Source organism: Shewanella sp. DAU305 (genome assembly GCF_026802235.1).
In the GTDB taxonomy this organism is placed as follows: Bacteria; Pseudomonadota; Gammaproteobacteria; order Enterobacterales; family Shewanellaceae; genus Shewanella; species Shewanella baltica.
Map to the genome: position 1 here is coordinate 232668 of NZ_CP113808.1, position 16658 is coordinate 249325.

At 47.0% G+C, this 16658-nt stretch carries 18 protein-coding genes; 11 read left to right on the top strand and 7 right to left on the bottom strand.

What is annotated here, in order from left to right:
• Positions 1–2 precede the first annotated feature (2 nt).
• Positions 3–464, bottom strand: coding sequence for a nitrite reductase (locus tag OX890_RS00955; RefSeq protein ID WP_268649943.1), 462 nt, complete (start codon positions 462–464; stop codon positions 3–5).
• A gap of 77 nt (positions 465–541) precedes the next feature.
• Positions 542–1018, bottom strand: coding sequence for a DUF2726 domain-containing protein (locus OX890_RS00960; protein WP_006079641.1), 477 nt, complete (start codon positions 1016–1018; stop codon positions 542–544).
• A 409-nt stretch (positions 1019–1427) separates the two neighbouring features.
• Here OX890_RS00960 and OX890_RS00965 point away from each other — a divergent pair, with 409 nt between their 5' ends.
• The 5 genes from OX890_RS00965 to menE all read left to right on the top strand — a co-directional run bounded on the left by OX890_RS00965 (position 1428) and on the right by menE (position 7634).
• A complete protein-coding gene (locus OX890_RS00965) occupies positions 1428–2396 on the top strand; it encodes a LysR family transcriptional regulator (protein ID WP_006079640.1) in 969 nt (322 codons plus the stop codon).
• A gap of 181 nt (positions 2397–2577) precedes the next feature.
• On the top strand, positions 2578–4299 hold the full coding sequence (gene menD, locus OX890_RS00970) for a 2-succinyl-5-enolpyruvyl-6-hydroxy-3-cyclohexene-1-carboxylic-acid synthase (RefSeq protein WP_268649944.1): 1722 nt from the start codon (positions 2578–2580) through the stop codon (positions 4297–4299).
• Positions 4299–5093, top strand: a complete 795-nt coding sequence (menH, locus tag OX890_RS00975) for a 2-succinyl-6-hydroxy-2,4-cyclohexadiene-1-carboxylate synthase (protein ID WP_268649945.1) — start codon at positions 4299–4301, stop codon at positions 5091–5093. The genes menD and menH overlap by 1 nt, the downstream gene beginning before the upstream one ends.
• Before the next feature lie 26 nt (positions 5094–5119).
• A complete protein-coding gene (menC, locus tag OX890_RS00980; RefSeq protein ID WP_268649946.1) occupies positions 5120–6220 on the top strand; it encodes an o-succinylbenzoate synthase in 1101 nt (366 codons plus the stop codon).
• 1 nt (position 6221) lies between these two features.
• The gene (gene menE, locus OX890_RS00985) at positions 6222–7634 is read left to right on the top strand and encodes an o-succinylbenzoate--CoA ligase (protein ID WP_268649947.1); all 1413 of its coding nucleotides are present in this window, start codon (positions 6222–6224) and stop codon (positions 7632–7634) included.
• A gap of 100 nt (positions 7635–7734) precedes the next feature.
• Here menE and rpoH read toward each other — a convergent pair whose 3' ends face one another.
• From rpoH to ftsY, 4 genes are all read right to left on the bottom strand, one after another.
• A complete protein-coding gene (gene rpoH, locus OX890_RS00990; protein WP_006079635.1) occupies positions 7735–8592 on the bottom strand; it encodes an RNA polymerase sigma factor RpoH in 858 nt (285 codons plus the stop codon).
• A 224-nt stretch (positions 8593–8816) separates the two neighbouring features.
• Positions 8817–9782: a permease-like cell division protein FtsX gene (ftsX, locus tag OX890_RS00995; RefSeq protein WP_006079633.1), complete on the bottom strand. Its 966-nt coding sequence runs from the start codon at positions 9780–9782 to the stop codon at positions 8817–8819.
• Positions 9779–10492, bottom strand: a complete 714-nt coding sequence (gene ftsE, locus OX890_RS01000) for a cell division ATP-binding protein FtsE (protein WP_006079632.1) — start codon at positions 10490–10492, stop codon at positions 9779–9781. Before ftsE ends, ftsX begins: the two co-directional genes overlap by 4 nt.
• 3 nt (positions 10493–10495) lie before the next feature.
• A complete protein-coding gene (gene ftsY / locus OX890_RS01005; RefSeq protein ID WP_268649948.1) occupies positions 10496–12403 on the bottom strand; it encodes a signal recognition particle-docking protein FtsY in 1908 nt (635 codons plus the stop codon).
• Between the two features lie 213 nt (positions 12404–12616).
• On the opposite strand from ftsY, the gene rsmD reads away from it, so the two are divergent.
• On the top strand, positions 12617–13285 hold the full coding sequence (gene rsmD, locus OX890_RS01010) for a 16S rRNA (guanine(966)-N(2))-methyltransferase RsmD (protein WP_259542832.1): 669 nt from the start codon (positions 12617–12619) through the stop codon (positions 13283–13285).
• Positions 13260–13544, top strand: a complete 285-nt coding sequence (locus OX890_RS01015; protein ID WP_012588824.1) for a DUF1145 domain-containing protein — start codon at positions 13260–13262, stop codon at positions 13542–13544. The genes rsmD and OX890_RS01015 overlap by 26 nt, the downstream gene beginning before the upstream one ends.
• Before the next feature lie 102 nt (positions 13545–13646).
• On the opposite strand, the gene OX890_RS01020 is transcribed toward OX890_RS01015, so the two are convergent.
• On the bottom strand, positions 13647–14210 hold the full coding sequence (locus OX890_RS01020) for a NapC/NirT family cytochrome c (protein WP_006079625.1): 564 nt from the start codon (positions 14208–14210) through the stop codon (positions 13647–13649).
• A gap of 435 nt (positions 14211–14645) precedes the next feature.
• On the opposite strand from OX890_RS01020, the gene OX890_RS01025 reads away from it, so the two are divergent.
• From OX890_RS01025 to OX890_RS01040, 4 genes are all read left to right on the top strand, one after another.
• Positions 14646–15008 (top strand): hypothetical protein, encoded by a 363-nt coding sequence (locus tag OX890_RS01025; protein WP_126493163.1) that lies wholly within the window; start codon positions 14646–14648, stop codon positions 15006–15008.
• A 101-nt stretch (positions 15009–15109) separates the two neighbouring features.
• Positions 15110–15565: a DUF2057 family protein gene (locus OX890_RS01030; protein WP_126493165.1), complete on the top strand. Its 456-nt coding sequence runs from the start codon at positions 15110–15112 to the stop codon at positions 15563–15565.
• Between the two features lie 109 nt (positions 15566–15674).
• The gene (locus OX890_RS01035; RefSeq protein ID WP_006079621.1) at positions 15675–16112 is read left to right on the top strand and encodes a hypothetical protein; all 438 of its coding nucleotides are present in this window, start codon (positions 15675–15677) and stop codon (positions 16110–16112) included.
• A 268-nt stretch (positions 16113–16380) separates the two neighbouring features.
• Positions 16381–16641: a heavy metal-binding domain-containing protein gene (locus tag OX890_RS01040; protein WP_126493167.1), complete on the top strand. Its 261-nt coding sequence runs from the start codon at positions 16381–16383 to the stop codon at positions 16639–16641.
• The last annotated feature ends 17 nt before the right edge of the window (positions 16642–16658 follow it).

The following is a 16658-nucleotide window of genomic DNA, read 5'->3' on the forward strand; positions in this document are numbered from 1 at the left end:
CCCTACTGGCCACTATGGCAATTGCGGCACAGCTCACTGCGAACTTTTGGCGTCATGTCTGCCATAGGTTCGGCTGGGCTATGTAATTTATGACAGGCGGCACAGGGCACTTTTTGTGCGTGCACATTATGCGTCCATTCGGTTTCACCCAGTTTTCGCTGTGTATGGCACTTGTGACAAACGGCGAGCTGAGTATCAAGCTCCGAGCCATCTTTCATACCAAACACCACGATATCATTCGGCTTTTTAGGGTGGTCGCCTTTTTCGCCATGACAGGTTGAACAGGTCATTTTCATCGCATCTTGGCCGTGATGCCCTAACATTTGACCATTACGTTTGTGGCACTTCATACAAGTCGTGTCACTGTTAATTTGAAGGGCCGACTCGGCACTTGTCGCACCAAAGCTTAAAAGCAATGCAATTGCACCCAAGCGAATCGACCACAGCCATTGTCTTTTGGACATAGGGAGTCCTCACATTTATTTTGGGAAGGGAGAAGAGGAGTGTCAGGGTTCGGATAACTCCGAACCCGACGGTCGGATCAGACGGCTAACGCTTGCTTTAGGCTCTGTGTATCCCACTGTTTATGTTGGTTCATTTCAATAAAGTTGATATTGAACTTACTAAACAGCTTTTTCATTGGCGAGTTGTGTTCTTTGCCAAAATCACTGATCACCATTTTCACTTCAGATGAGTCATGATCTATTAACACATAGTCTAGTCGGCACTCGTGATTTAAATCAGCGTCATGCTGGTCCATTTCAAATACGGTGTCTAGCGGGACATTACAGCAAACATCGTATTTGCCTTCCACTACGGTTTTTAGCGATTTAAAAAAGTTAAAACTTTGTTTATCGAACAGTACTGGTTTAAGTTTCATTTCATGATGTTCTGCCTCATCGGGGCCTGCTTTAAAAAACTTAATGCAGGTCATGACGAACATGACAAAAACAAATGGCACTGCTACAAACAGCACGAAATACATAAACGCATAGCTGAGAATGACTGAAGTATTCATAACGCCTCCAATAACCTATTTATTTTTTGTTATCTCTTTTAACGCAACTTTAGTATTAACGTGAAGCGTTTTATTTTTTTTGAACACGATCACATTTAACAATGGCAATTTAATAATAAACAATAAGTTAAGAATTCGATCTCATTACCATTTAGCGCAAATCTTGAATGTAAAAATAGATAATTGATAATCGCCAATGTGAAATTCAATTAAATGAATTTCACCTTTTAAAATTCCAAATTTATCTTTATCACATTTTGAAATATAAAAAATATTAAATCTAAAAACGACACTAGCAGACTGCGATATTATAGTTTTGAAGTTGAGATATGTTTCACATTAAATTTATTTAATGACGCCATAATTAATCGTTCTTTAAAGTATTTGCTCAATAAAAGGGATATAAAAAATGCACATTAGTAACATGGATGGCCTAGATATTCTGAGTTTGAAAATACTCGTTTCATTATATGAGAACAAGTCTGCAACTTATGTCTCTAAGGCTCTTGATATTCCGGCTCCTAAAATTAGTCGTAGCCTTAAAAATCTACGGGAAATTTTTGGTGATGAACTTTTCATTCGTCGTAAATACGGACTATTCCCCAATGAGTTTGCGACCCATTTATATCCAATCGCGAAAGAAGCCATTGAATGTACTGATAAGTTTCATAAGGCCAGAGCCGCAAATGCTAACTTAGTGAAAACGCATATCGAGATTGCTGCTCCCGGCTTGATTGCTTACGCTTTTCCGAAAGCGTTAATGCAGGCCATTAAAGATGAACAGAAGCTGATGCACATTAATATCACCCCTTGGTCTATGCATACGACCCAAGACATTATTAACGGTGATACTACGCTGGGCATTTGCTGCAATAAAAGCACGGCTGATGTGGCCGCCTTTGGCGATAAACTACTGACAACCACTCTGCAAAGCATGGATAAGGTTTACCTTCTTGCGAGCCGTAATCATCCTATTTTCAAACGGGAAATCACTTTAGAGACGATTGCAGAATATCCCTATGTGAATACCGACCTCGGTAATCCCAGTTCTAAGCTCAGTCCTTACCAAGAGTTTTGTCTGAAGAGCAACATTAAACTCAATACTGAAATTACCATTACTAGTATTTCAAGTTTGTTTGAATACCTAGGAGAGAGTCAGGCACTGTCGTTATTGCCCTATCGCGTGGTTTACGAGATGGTGAGTGATGTGGCTGAGCTGCACACATGCCAGCTGTCGCAACTCGAAGCCGAACGTTTATATGCTCACGCCGAAGCGCCAACCATTTTCTTAGTGCAAAAAAATCAGCCAAACAAAGTGAATGATGATTTAGTGTGGCTAAGTGGACAGATTAAAAAGATTGTTGACCATATTATTTAGCCCAAAGCAGCTTGCACAACCCATAGACTAGCCACTGTACAGAGGTGATAGGCATCCCTTGCCTTAGCTTAGGCTCCACCTCAGCCCCCATACAAACCCGCCGAGAATTGTTAAGCCAAGCATACATCTTGGGGCATAAACACGTTACACTAAGCCCATCTTTATCCTAATAGATTCAGCTATGCGGACCGAAAATACAGCCACTCTTAATCTTATTTGGGGCGCTCTTATTCTTGAGGAGTTAGCACGTCTTGGCGTGCAACATGTGTGTATGGCACCGGGCTCGCGCTCGACGCCGTTAACCCTCGCCGCCGCCCAGCAAACTAAACTCCAGCGTCACCTGCATTTCGACGAACGTGGACTCGGCTTTATGGCCTTAGGTCTGGCAAAAGCCAGCCGCGCACCGGTCGCTATCATCACCACCTCGGGTACTGCGGTCGCTAACTTGTATCCTGCGATTGTTGAAGCTTGGCTAACCCACGTGCCTTTGATCGTCTTAAGCGGCGATCGTCCACCCGAATTACTCGGCTGCGGCGCCAATCAAGCCATAGTCCAACCGGGGATTTTTGCGAATTACGCCACACAAGTGAATTTGCCAACGCCAGATGCGCATATCGCACCGCAGGCGTTGCTCACCACAGTGGATGAAGCGGTGGCGAATCAAACTCGTCCGGTGCACATCAACTGCATGTACCGTGAGCCCCTGTATCCGAGTGAACTCGGTGGCGTGATTCTCGATGCCGAATCGCCTTACCTCAAACCACTGCAAACTTGGCTGCAGCTCGCCCGCCCGTATACCCAATACGGCAAGTGCAAGCAACTAAGCAGCCCCAGTGACGATGCCATTATGCGGTTCGTCCACGGTAAAGGCGTGATCGTTGTCGGTACACTCACGCCCGAGCAAGATCCACAGCAGCTTATCGCTCTGTCGCAAAAAATTGGCTGGCCTTTGCTTACCGATGCCCAGTCGCAACTACGCCAACATCCAGCAGCAATAGGCAACATCGACCAACTGCTGCAACATCCAAGGGCGCGCAATCTATTACAGGAAGCGGATCGCGTACTCGTGTTCGGCGGGCGTTTATTGTCAAAACGCGTCATCGGTTATCTCGCCGAGCAGAATTGGCACAGTTACTGGCAGGTGTTACCCGAGCAAGACAGGCTAGATCCGAGTCACAATGCAAAGCACATTTGGCATGCCAATGCAGAGCAGTTTGCGGCCTTGAACTGGTATCGTTCATCCTCGGCGAACTGGGCGAATACCTTAATCACCTATAACGATGAATTGCATAACTTATTTGTGCGCAATATCGATCAAGGGGAATTTGGTGAAGCACAGGTGATACGCGCTATCGCCAACACTCGTCCCTTAGAACAGCAGCTTTTTATCGGCAACAGCCTGCCTGTACGCTTGTACGACATGTATGCCCCTGTCAGTTGCTGCACAGCGACCACTTATACCAACCGTGGCGCCTCGGGTATTGACGGCTTACTCGCCACCGCCTGCGGCATTGCGGCCCACAAAGGCAAACCTACCAGTTTGATCATCGGTGATTTATCACAACTGCACGATCTTAACTCGCTGGCCATCGCCAAAGGCTTAACCAGCCCACTGGTGATCGTGATCCTCAATAACGATGGCGGCAATATTTTTAACTTATTGCCGGTTCCCAATGAACAAGTCCGCAGTGATTATTATCGACTCAGCCACGGCTTAGAATTTGGCTACGCCGCAGCCATGTTTAATTTGCCCTATAATCAAGTAGATAATTTAGCTGATTTTCAAGATAGCTATAATGAAGCGCTGGATTTTCAGGGGGCTTCGATCATTGAAGTCAATGTGAGCCAAAACCAAGCCAGCGACCAAATCGCCGCGCTCAACCTTTGGGTGAAACAAAGCTAATGCCAACCATGGCCCGTTACGGCGATCCTTCACTACCGACCTTAGTGCTACTGCACGGCTTTTTAGGCACTAAGGCCGACTGGTTGCCGTTAATGCCAGCGCTAAGCCAGCACTTTTATTGTATTTGCTTGGATCTGCCGGGCCATGGAGATAATCAAGCTGAAGGGTCGACTGAAGCTAAGCTCGATTTTGACTTTTGCGTCGAAAACATAGTGACGCGGCTCGACAGCCTTAATCCAAGTCCCGAACCGTTTCATCTCTACGGTTATTCCTTAGGCGGGCGTATTGCCTTGCACCTTGCAAAAGCCTATCCGCAGCGCTTGTTAAGTCTGAACCTCGAATCCTGCCACCCAGGGCTGGTAGACCCGCAAGAAAAAACGGCCAGAACCAAGAATGATGCCCAGTGGGCCAAGCGTTTATTACATCTGGCTAGCAAAGATTTTTTAAACTTGTGGTATCAGCAGCCCGTGTTTGCCGACATGACTGCGGCCAAACGTAAAGCCTTAATCGAGCAGAGATCTGCCGTCTTAGATCAGCATCCCAAACAGCTGCTTAAAGAGGTATTCTTAGCCACTTCACTTGCGCGCCAAGCATCGATGTGGGATGTGCCTTCGCAGCTTGCCTGTGAATGCCATTTCTTTGCGGGCAGCCAAGATGCCAAGTTTCACGCCCTCGCCCAAGAGTGGCAATTACACGCACCTATTCTCGTCCACAGTATTAGCGGCGCCGGACACAACATACACCAAGCAGCTCCCGAGGCATTAATCGCAACAATAGTTAAGCTGCTAGGATAAATGACAGAACTAAATGTAGGAAATATATGATCTTAACTTCGCTTAACCTGTATCAATATCGACTACCGCTCGATGTATTATTGCCCGTAGGCAAGCAACGCATCGACCACAGGGCAGGATTAGTATTGCAAGCCTGCGCCAGCGCGAATGTTGGTGGCGAATACAGACAAGTCGAAGTTGAAATCGCCCCACTCTCTGGCATAGATATCGATGAACAAGTCTTAGTGGGATTTAGCCGCGAAGCACTGGCGCAAGTGCAAACGGCGTTAACTGAGTTATTGCCCCTACTCGGCGGTCAGCATATCGATACCCTGCTGGATTACGCCGAGCAAAGTCCTTACCCTTCCTTGGCCTTCGGTTTAAGTCTGTTGCATGCCAAGTTAATGGGTAAGCTCGATGCTATCCGCCCACAAACCGCCACAGTCCCTTTGATTTATCATCCAACGGATGCGGGCAACGACTTGCTCGATAACAAGATTGCGGCGCTCGGCATGCATGTTCATTCGGTGAAAGTTAAAGTCGCGCAGACCTCAATCGAAGACGAGCTGAGTCTGATTTATGGCATTTTACGTACCCGCCCCGATCTCAAGCTACGTTTAGACGCAAACCGAGGGTTTACACTGGAACAAGCGATCGAATTTGCCGCTTGTTTGCCCCTAGACACCATCGAATACATAGAGGAACCTTGCCAGAATCCACAGGATAATCTGGAATTTTATCAAGCGATTGGTATGCCCTACGCCCTCGATGAATCGCTTAACGATCCCGATTATCAGTTTGTAATGCAAAATGGCCTGACTGCGCTCGTCATCAAACCTATGCTGCTCGGCAGTATTGAAAAGCTAGCTAACTTAATCGAGACGGCGCAAAGCTATGGCGTGCGTTGCATTATCAGTTCGAGTCTTGAAAGCAGTTTAGGCATTAGCGATCTGGCCCATTTAGCCGCGATTCTCACTCCCGATGAAATCCCAGGACTCGATACCCTAAGCGCCTTTAGCCAAGATTTAGTCGTGTCATCGGGTAAAAAACACTGCCTCACACTCGCCCAACTTGAACTCATTGCACAACACGCCATTGATTCAACGCCGCAAAGTGATGTGGGCGTAGCCAAGCGTGAGGAAAACTAGTTTGTCTGACATCCGCCTATCGCAGTCGCTAGCACTGTCACCCGTGCACCAAGCCGCGCTGGCGTTTCCACAGCAGACGGCCATCAAATTGGCGGGACAAGGCATTCGTTACTCTGAGCTTAGCCAGCGCGTTATCGCACTGGGTCAGCAGCTAAGAGCAGCAGGCATCGCAGAGGGTGAGCCACTCGCCTGTATTGCATTGAATAATCTCGAGATGATTTGCCTCTATTGGGCCTGCATCGATATCGGGGCGATCTTTTTTCCTATCTCACCTCGTTTTCCTCTCGCGCAGATCCAAGGTTTAATCGATGAACATCAGATCCGCTATGTTTGGCGTGCTGAGATTTCTGATCTGCAGAATTGCAGCCAATTAGCCTTAGATTTTAATCGCCTCAGCAACGAGCTAGCTCAGCCTGTCGATATTACCCGCCCTGCCAATGTGATTTTAACGTCGGGTTCTAGCGGTTTTCCAAAAGCGGCGGTCCATTGCTTAGCCAACCATATTGCCAATGCCGAAGGCGCTCGCAGCTTAATCGCGCTCGAACAAGGTGATGCTTGGCTGCTCTCATTGCCATTATTCCACATCGGTGGTCTAGCGATATTAAACCGCTGTGCCTTAGTCGGTGCCACTGTTGTAATGCCAGATCACGCGCAGAGTCTTAGTCAGCAAATTGACCAAGATAAGCTGACCCACCTCTCTCTAGTACCAGCACAACTGAGCAAGTTATTAGCCGACACAAGCAGCAAACTTAAAAGCATCAAAGCATTATTGCTGGGCGGCGGTGCAGTCTCGCTAGACTTACTCGCCGAGCTTAAGCTACGCAATATCGCCAGCTACACGAGTTACGGCATGACAGAAATGGGCTCGCAGATCACCACAGGTCCCGCATTAAGCGACGGCAGCAGTGGCAAATTACTCCCCAAGCGTGAGCTTAAAATCGAAGACAGTGTGATTTGGGTGCGCGGCGAATGCCTGTTTATGGGCTATCTCGCCCCTGAGGGAATACAAGCTGGCGTTGTTCAAGAAGGCTGGTTTTATACTAAAGACAGGGGCGAATGGGACGAAAATGGCAATCTACACATCCTTGGTCGCGTCGATAACATGTTCATTTGTGGCGGCGAAAATATCCAACCAGAAGAAATCGAAGCCGCGCTTAAACAGCACCCACAAATAGATGATGCTATCGTTTTCGCCATCCCCGATGCACAATTTGGCAATCTCCCCGCCGCTATCCTTCGCGGCAGTTTAACTCATCTCACAGAGTCGATTGCCAATGAACTCGAATTGTTCCTCGCCGACAAAATCGCCCGCTTCAAACGCCCAAGACAATATTATGTATGGCCAGAAAATCATGAGCAGACAGGGCTGAAAGTAAATAGAAAAGCCTTGATAGCTAATCTTGTTAAACACTAATTTATCATCAACGTCATCAAGCCAAATTTCACCCATAAAAAAACCTGCCGTAGCAGGTTTTTTTATGGCTAAATCACAGTCACTTTACATGTGATGCGACTTAGGCTTCCATGCAAGCTTTCAGCTTGTTCATGGCATTTTTCTCAAGTTGGCGAATACGTTCAGCCGACACTTGATAAGTCTCTGCAAGTTCTTGCAGTGTGGTTTTATCGTCATCTAACCAACGGGCGCGCAGAATATGCTGGCTGCGTTCGTCTAAGGTTTTGATGGCCGATAATAAACGACCTTGGGCATTCGATTCCCAGTTGTCGTTTTCAATGTTTTCTGCTAAATCCGATGAATGATCTTCCAAATAATGGACTGGGGCAAAATCATGCTCCTCGTCTTGATCATTGGTTAAATCAAATGCCGGATCTTGCGCAGCCATACGTGATTCCATTTCGGTCACATCGGCCTTAGACACACCTAAATTTTCAGCCACCATAGTGACTTCTGCATCGCTGAACCAACCTAAGCGTTTTTTCGCTTTACGGATGTTAAAGAACAACTTACGTTGCGCTTTAGTGGTCGCGACTTTAACAATGCGCCAGTTTTTCAGCACATATTCATGAATTTCAGCTTTGATCCAGTGCACAGCAAAAGACACTAGACGCACGCCAACATCGGGATCGAAGCGTTTAACCGCTTTCATCAAGCCTATGTTGCCTTCTTGGATCAGGTCTGCCTGTGGCAAACCATAGCCTGAATAGCCCTTTGCAACGTGCACTACAAAACGTAAGTGCGACATAATCAGTTGCTTCGCAGCTTGTAGATCACCCGTTTCCTGTAAACGCTTGGCCAACTCATACTCAGCCTCAGCGTCCAGCATGCTGATGCTAGTCACTGAATGGATATAAGCTTCTAGACTACTGGCGCCCTGTGGGACTGTCAGTGCCATTGATTGCGTTTGAAAGGTCATTCGCTCTCCTACATTTATCAGACTACTTACGAGTGCATTCTAAGGTTCAATAACAAAATACCCTAAGAATAAGCTCACGAACTATCGGCTAATTGACAGAGTATGTCAACCTCAGCTCGTTTGCGGATACCCTTTTTACCTCGCTGAAGTAGACATTGCAAGTGAACAAAAGTTCATTCCTCAGCATTTTTTTCATCACTTTTTTTAGTTTAATCGACTGATTATTATGAAGGTTCAATCGACCGTAAATGCTGGCGTACAGATAAATACGAACCTAACCAGCCTAAAAATGATGCCAGTCCAACCAATTGCAGCAGTTCAGTAAAAGTGAGCGATTTCATCTCGAGCTGACTGCCATACAAGCCCAACAGCTCGGCAAGAGCCGAATCGAGATACCACACTAATAAGTTAATGATCAGCCAAGCCAATATGCCGCCAATCACACCATACCAAATCCCAGTGTAGAGGAATGGACGCTGAATAAAGGCTTCGGTTGCCCCAACAAGCTTCATCACTTCGATTTCGCTGCGTCGATTCATAATCGCTAAGCGAATCGTATTACCTATCACTAAGACCACAGCCAGCACGAGTAATGCGGCAATCGCCATCACAGTGCGTTCAAGAAGACGCACTACCGCCTGTAACCGCTCTAGCCATTCGATATCTAAACGGCCAAAGCTAATCTCAGGCTCGCGCTCTAGCTTAGTTAACAGTTCACGGGCGCCCACTGGCGTTGAGTAACGCGGTGTCGGTGTGACGGTAATGACCGCTGGCAAAGGGTTTTTATCTAAATAGGCCAAGGCCTCACCAAAACCAGATAAGCGTTGAAACTCTTCTAGGGCTTGGTTTTTATCTATGTACTGCACTTTATCCACTTCGGAATAAGTCCGAATCCGCGTCAGCAGGCTCTGAATCGTTTGTTCGCTGCGATTGTCTTCGATAAACAAAGAGATCTCCGCAGCGCTGTTCCACGAGCTGGTAATGGTCTCAGCGTTTTTAACTAACACTTGCAATGCCGCAGGCAAACTCAGGCTCACACCCAATACCGCCATTGTCATCACGGAAGACACTGGGTTGCGCCAGAGTTCTCCCATACTCGCCATCGCTTGCTGTACGTGGCGAATAAAGAACATCACAATCCGCCCAGACAGAGGTAACTTACTGCGGGTTAATTTAGCGCTGTCGCTCATTGCCCTTCACCTCTATTCGTCGGCGCACGCGTATGCACGCTAGGATGCAACTCCTGTGCGCCCAGCATACGACCCTGTTTGAGGGTGAAAGTGCGATATTTCATCCGCGCGATTAAGCCTAAATCGTGGGTAGCGATTAACACGCTGGTTCCTGCATCGTTGAAGGTTTCAAACAGACGCAAAATATCCATCGATAATTTAGGATCTAAGTTACCCGTTGGTTCATCGGCGAGCAGTAAGGGCGGCTTGTTGACAATCGCACGGGCAATGCCGACACGTTGCTGTTCACCGCCGGACAACATAATCGGGTTATGGCGCTCTTTGCCATACAAACCCACCATGTCGAGGGCGCCGGCCACTCGCTTACGGATTTCACCGTGGGAGAAACCTTCAATCACCAGCGGCAAGGCCACATTGTCGAACACGCTTCGGTCCATCAATAGGTGATGGTTTTGGAAAATCATGCCGATATTGCGACGCAAATAAGGCACATGCTTAGGGCTGACTTTGGCGATGTCGTGGCCATTGATGGCGACACGACCGGTCGTCGCCCGCTCGATAACCGTGATTAATTTCAACAGCGTACTTTTACCCGCACCTGAGTGGCCGGTTAAAAATGCCATTTCACCTTGTTGTAGATGAAAATTCACATCTTCCAGCGCCATTTGGCCGCCAGGATAAATCTTACTGACCTGCTGAAAATCAATCATAAATTAGCTATCCGCTTTTTCTTGAGTGAACAAGGCATCGATAAATTCTTTCGAATTGAAGGTTCGCAAATCATCAATCTGCTCACCCACGCCTATGTAACGGATCGGAATATTAAACTTGTCGGCAATCGCAAACACCACGCCGCCCTTAGCCGTTCCGTCTAACTTACTAATGGTAATACCCGTTACACCTACGGCTTCTTGGAATAATTGCGCTTGGCTAATCGCATTTTGCCCCGTGCTCGCATCTAGTGTCAGCATGACCTCATGCGGCGTCTCAAGGTCGAGCTTTTTCATCACTCGCACCACTTTCTTCAATTCTTCCATCAAGTGCGCTTTGTTTTGCAGACGACCCGCAGTGTCGGCGATCAACACATCCACTTTACGTGCCTTGGCCGCTTGCAAAGCGTCAAACAGCACAGAGGCACTGTCGGCACCTGTATGTTGGGCAATCACAGTAATATCATTACGTTGACCCCAAACCTGTAGCTGCTCGACTGCGGCCGCGCGGAAAGTATCGCCCGCGGCTAACATAACTGACTTACCTTGGCTCTGATATTGTTTGGCTAATTTGCCGATAGTGGTGGTTTTACCCACACCATTAACGCCGACCATTAAGATCACAAATGGGCCATTTGCATTGTCTGGCACTAACGGAATTGCGACTGGGTCGAGCGTCTTCTGCATTTCTTCCCGCAGCAAGTCATATAAAGCTTCAGCATCTTTCAATTGCTTACGCGACGCTTGCTCGGTCAAATTCTTGATCAAACGCGTGGTTGTTTCGACGCCAACATCGGCGATTAATAACTGTTCTTCGAGTTCTTCAAACAGATCATCATCGATTTTCTTGCCGCGAAATAGACCGATAAAACCACTGCCAATATTCTCGCTGGTACGCATCAAGCCGCGTTTCAGACGAGCAAATAGCCCTTCTTTAACGGGTCTCGCCTGCGGCTCTGGCTGCAATTCAGTCACGGGCCCAGCGGTTTGCAGAGCTTCGGCTTGTTGTTTCGCTAACGCCTCTGCTTGCTCACTTGCTAATGCTTCAGCGGCAGCTTGTTCGGCCGCAACACGAGCACTTTCAGCTTCCTCGGCTGCAGCTTGTTCAGCAGCGAGTCGTTCAGCTTCTAACTGAGCAGCCGCCAGTCGTGCCGCTTCAGCTTGTTGCTCGGCTAAACGTTGAGCTTCGATTTGTGCTTGTTCGTGGGCAATACGCTCGGCTTCAGCCTTAGCTTGGGCTTGAGCAAGTTGCTCTGCAGCTGCTTGTTCAGCGGCTAACTTATTTGCTGCAAGTTGTTCAGCCTCTAGCTGAGCGGCAGCTTGACGCGCCGTTTCGGCTTGTTGTTCGGCTAAACGCTGGGCTTCGATTTGCGCTTGTTCTTGAGCAATACGCTCGGCTTCAGCCTTAGCTTGCGCTTGGGCTAATTGCTCTGCAGCTGCTTGTTCAGCGGCTAACTTATCAACTGCAAGTTGTTCAGCTTCTAGCTGAGCAGCCGCCAGACGTGCCGTTTCGGCCTGTTGTTCGGCTAAACGCTGGGCTTCAATTTGCGCTTGCTCTTGAGCAATACGCTCGGCTTGCACTTTCGCAAGTTGTTCCGCTTCTAACTGAGCAGCCGCCAGACGTGCCGCTTCGGCTTGCTGTTCGGCTAAACGCTGAGCTTCGATTACGGCTTGTTCTTGGACAATACGCTCGGCTTGCGCCTGCTCGGCAGCTAACTGTTCTGCTGCCAGCTTTGCTGCGGCCGCTTGAGCCTCTGCCTCAGCAGCTAAACGTTGCGCCTCTGCGCGTTCCTGTTCTAAACGCTCTGCTGCTTCAGTGTCTTGTGTTGGAGTAACAACTGGAGTTTCAGCGACGACCTCATCTTGTGACTTATCTTTACGAAACCAGGAGAAAAAACCTTTCTTTGCCATGTGTGATTCCAGCGCTCTACTTCAGTGTTGAATTTTGAATAAGACCCTGATGTTATACCAGATTGCCTCGGCAATTACGCCCAAAAAGTCGGCAATTAGCTAAGCTCACTCAGCCTTCTCACCTTTTAGTGAGACTTTGATATAAAATAGTGGCCTTTATTAAGGTGGCATAGTCTACCACTTTCTTTCTTCAGGCAAAATCACGGGGGCACTTTGGTTAAGAATCGAACGGTCAAAAATAATGTGACCAAAAGTCCAACAGCCAAAAATAAACCCGGTAGCGGTCAAGTGCGGATCATCGCGGGACAATGGCGTTCGCGTCGTTTACCTATTCAAGATCTCGAAGGTTTACGCCCGACAACAGACAGAGTGCGCGAAACCCTGTTTAACTGGCTTGCCAATGACTTAGTTAATGCGCGAGTGCTCGACTGTTTCGGCGGCAGCGGCGCTTTAGCTCTCGAAGCCCTATCTCGCTATGCCAGTTTTGCTAAGATTATCGAGTTGCAACGCGGCGCAGCCATGCAATTAAAAGAAAATCTGCAAACCCTAAAATGCGACAAGGCCGAAGTGCTCAACGCCGATACTTTAGTGGTGTTGCAAAGGGGCTGCGAGCAAGGTTTCGATGTGGTGTTTATCGATCCGCCCTTTCGCAAGGGATTGGCAGAAAAGACCGTTCAACTGCTCGATACTCAAGCTTGGCTCAATGATGGCGCGCTGATTTATGTCGAGATCGAATCTGAATTAACCCAACTGGCCATTCCACCTTGCTGGCACGCCTTGAAAGAAAAGAATGCGGGGCAAGTGAGTTACCGCTTATATCAATATCAAGCCGAAAACACTGCCGAGCCTATCGAAGATGAAAGCCATGCCCTTGCTGATTAACCTAGGTAAAGCCATTACCCTCATCGCTTGGTTGATGATGGCCTACAACTTGGTTATGCCATTTGAAGGTAATGTGGCAATTATTTTGAATATCCTGTTTGGCATAACCTGCATGATGCACTGCTTCCAAGTGGCCATTTTCCACATGCTATTTAAGACCTTACTGCCATTAACAAAGCTTGATTATCTGCAAGTATTTATCTTCGGTATTTTTAGCCTGTTAGCTTATCGACAAAAAGTGATGACTCCAGCGAGTTAACCTAACATTTAGACACCATCAGGTACTCAGACACGGACAGCAAAAAGCCCTCAACAGAGGGCTTTTTAATGACTAACGATAACGTAAGTTAATCGTTAAACCTTATCCTTTAGGGTATGGGTGAGCGACGCCTTTGTGACAGTCGATACAGGTTTTTCTGTCTTCAGGGGCTTTCTTGAAGTTATTGCTGTGCATTCTCACTGCCATTTTGCTCATATTTTCTGATTGGTTTTCATAAATACGGTTGTGACAGTTTTGACAGGTTGAAGAATCGATTGCACGTAGGTAATCACGCGCTAACTCAGCTTGTTCTTTACGGTTTTCATCTAACCATGCTTGCGTGTTAAAGCCATCGATAGTTAAGAAACCAATAACGTCCTTAGAAACGATGATCTTTTTCTTCAGGTATTGGAATGGTTCCTGTGCGATGTGACATTGCTGACACTGAACCACGATGCCGACACGGTTGTTACCGTGGGCAGACGCCATCACTTCATCTTTCAATGAATGCTGGCTGTGGCAGCTCATACAGAATGCGTCTTGGCTGGTTGCATGTAAGGTTGTTTGGGTTGCGAAATAGCCCACAACACCGATAACAATACCGACGACCAGTAGCGCCAGGATTGAATATTTTGCGCTAGGTTTAAATAGTGCACGCCAGTTCATCACTCTATCTCCAAAAATTGTCAAAATTAGTTTTTATAAGACTAGTTTATGTTCTTTCATTTATTAGAAATTTGATTTTAAGCCGAAATTTGCCGATTAAATTAACCATAAAAGCGCAAAATGAGACTTAGCTCTAACTATTAGGACGACATTTGGTAAAAACCGCTAGCTGAGCTGCAATGCACTTTAACTAAAGCTAATGCAATCACCCCATAATCGCAAGTTAGCGATTATCGCGATGAGATTTCCCCTTTGAGAATCAATAACTATTGAAATCATTTCTAGAAAATAGAAATGTGATCCGGTCGAGGTTTTGTTTAATTATTGAAGGAGGCGGAGAAATAAATCATTAAAAATTAAAATTTGAACCGTATATGAAACTTTATCGGGCTAACTAAGGTCTCTAAGGGTAAGCAATCAATTTTCCGAGTTATCATGGCTAAATTTTGGATCACCATAGCAGTGTTATTTTCGCTAATCGCCCAATCGGCGATGGTGAGTGCTATGCCAACTTCAGCCAAAACCAATGGCCACAGCAGTCAAACCATGCTGATGATGGATGCAGAAATGAACTGCACCATGCCAGATTGTGCTGCATCCGATTGCTTGCAACACTGCCAAGATAGTATGACAAATCATTGTCAAACCCATTGCCTATCATCACTTTACCTTGAGCCTGCAGTGCTAGAACTGGCCTTCGCTAACCCAGCAAGCAAGCGTATTGCCATCCAAGGCTGGGCGATGCAAACTGCCGACCTCGGGCTCACCACACCGCCTCCCACCTCCTATTCACTGTAAACGTCACTCGTTTTTTACAACGTAAAACCGACTAAACACCTTAGCTTGCGCCGCTGCATATTCGCACTGCAACTAGGTACAGAGAATTTTTGGAGTTTATTATGAAAACCACTTTATTGAACAAAAGCTTACTAGGCCTTACTTTCGTTATCGGTGCCTTATTAAGTAGCACCACAGTTACAGCCGCCAGCTTAAAAAGTACAGAGGCGCTCAGTGTTATCAGTATCAATGGTGTGCCAACCACGCCCTTTAAACCCATCCAACTCTCCGCAGGGAAAGTACTGCTCGAGCTAAAATATCAGGATATATTTGATTATCGCGCCGATGATAGTGGCAACTGGGTTAAATCAGCGCCGCTTTACTTAGTGCTGGATGTGAAGGCGAGTGATAGCTACCAAATCACCCAGCCCAAAATAATGACTGAAGCTGAAGCGCGTCAATTTATTAAATATCCAACGATTCAACTCAGTATTAATGGTGACAAAGCGGGCGAATATCCACTGCAAAGCCACAGCCAACTGATGGCGAAAATGTTAGTCAGCAATCCCGCTTTCTAATTTAGACGAGTTAAATGTTTAATCTGAGGCATGTGCTGAAATGTGAGTTAAATCATTACAGCATAATGCCTCTATGCTAGACTCGAGCCGTTCATCATTTGGAATACTTATGCATCACACACTCGGTCGTTACTTTTTAGTCATGTTCACTTTACTCGCACTCGTCGGGCAAAGTGTTGTGTCTAATGGTCACGCCATGGTGCCACACACTATGGATATGAGTGCGATGAATCATGAAGCTTCCCCCCAAATGCACCATGCTGCCATGATGCAGATGAACACTGAGAACCCTTCTGACTCACATTCAATGGCCAACGCGGATTGCTGCAACGATAAAATGCTTCCCGGCGCGAAACAGCATTGCTGTGATGGCACCACATCATGTTCAAATGATTGTGGTCATTGTTTGACGATTTCAGTCGCTGGCACTCTATTCAGCCCACACCTCTGGCCAAGTGTGAGCATGAGCGATACTGCAATGGCCACTCCTATGCCTCATTTCCACTCGATCTCTTTGTCTTCGGCCTTTAAACCACCGATAGCCTAGGCCTACTTTGCGCTTAATGGGCAAATCGCCCTTAAAGAAGCCAAGCTAAAACGACAATCCAGTTAGCCCTAAGCTAACGCCAAATTTAGCCGTTTATTGTGGTGCCTTATCGTTAAATCGTGCACCCGAGTCTAGCAAAACGTTGATAACTGAGCCGAATGCCAAGTTGTGGCATCAATCCGTCTATCAAAGCGAACCGCTTTGAACCACTGTGCTCACAGACGTTTATGCGCTCATATTCGGCCGTTAATCCGATGGAGTGAATAATATGAAAACCCTAACTAATCTCGCCTTAATTGCATTCTTGCTGACCAGCACTAACGTGTTTGCCACGGCTACGCCGCACGAACATCAACACGACAATGCAAATCCGCAGCAACAAGCACAAACCTATGTTTGCCCTATGCACCCCGAAGTAACAGGCACTAAAGGCGATTCCTGCCCTAAATGTGGTATGGATTTAGAGCCAAAAGCGACGGAAGCAAAAACGGCTGAAGGTACGATGCACAACGCGCACGAACACCACTAAGCTAGGCTGGAGATGAG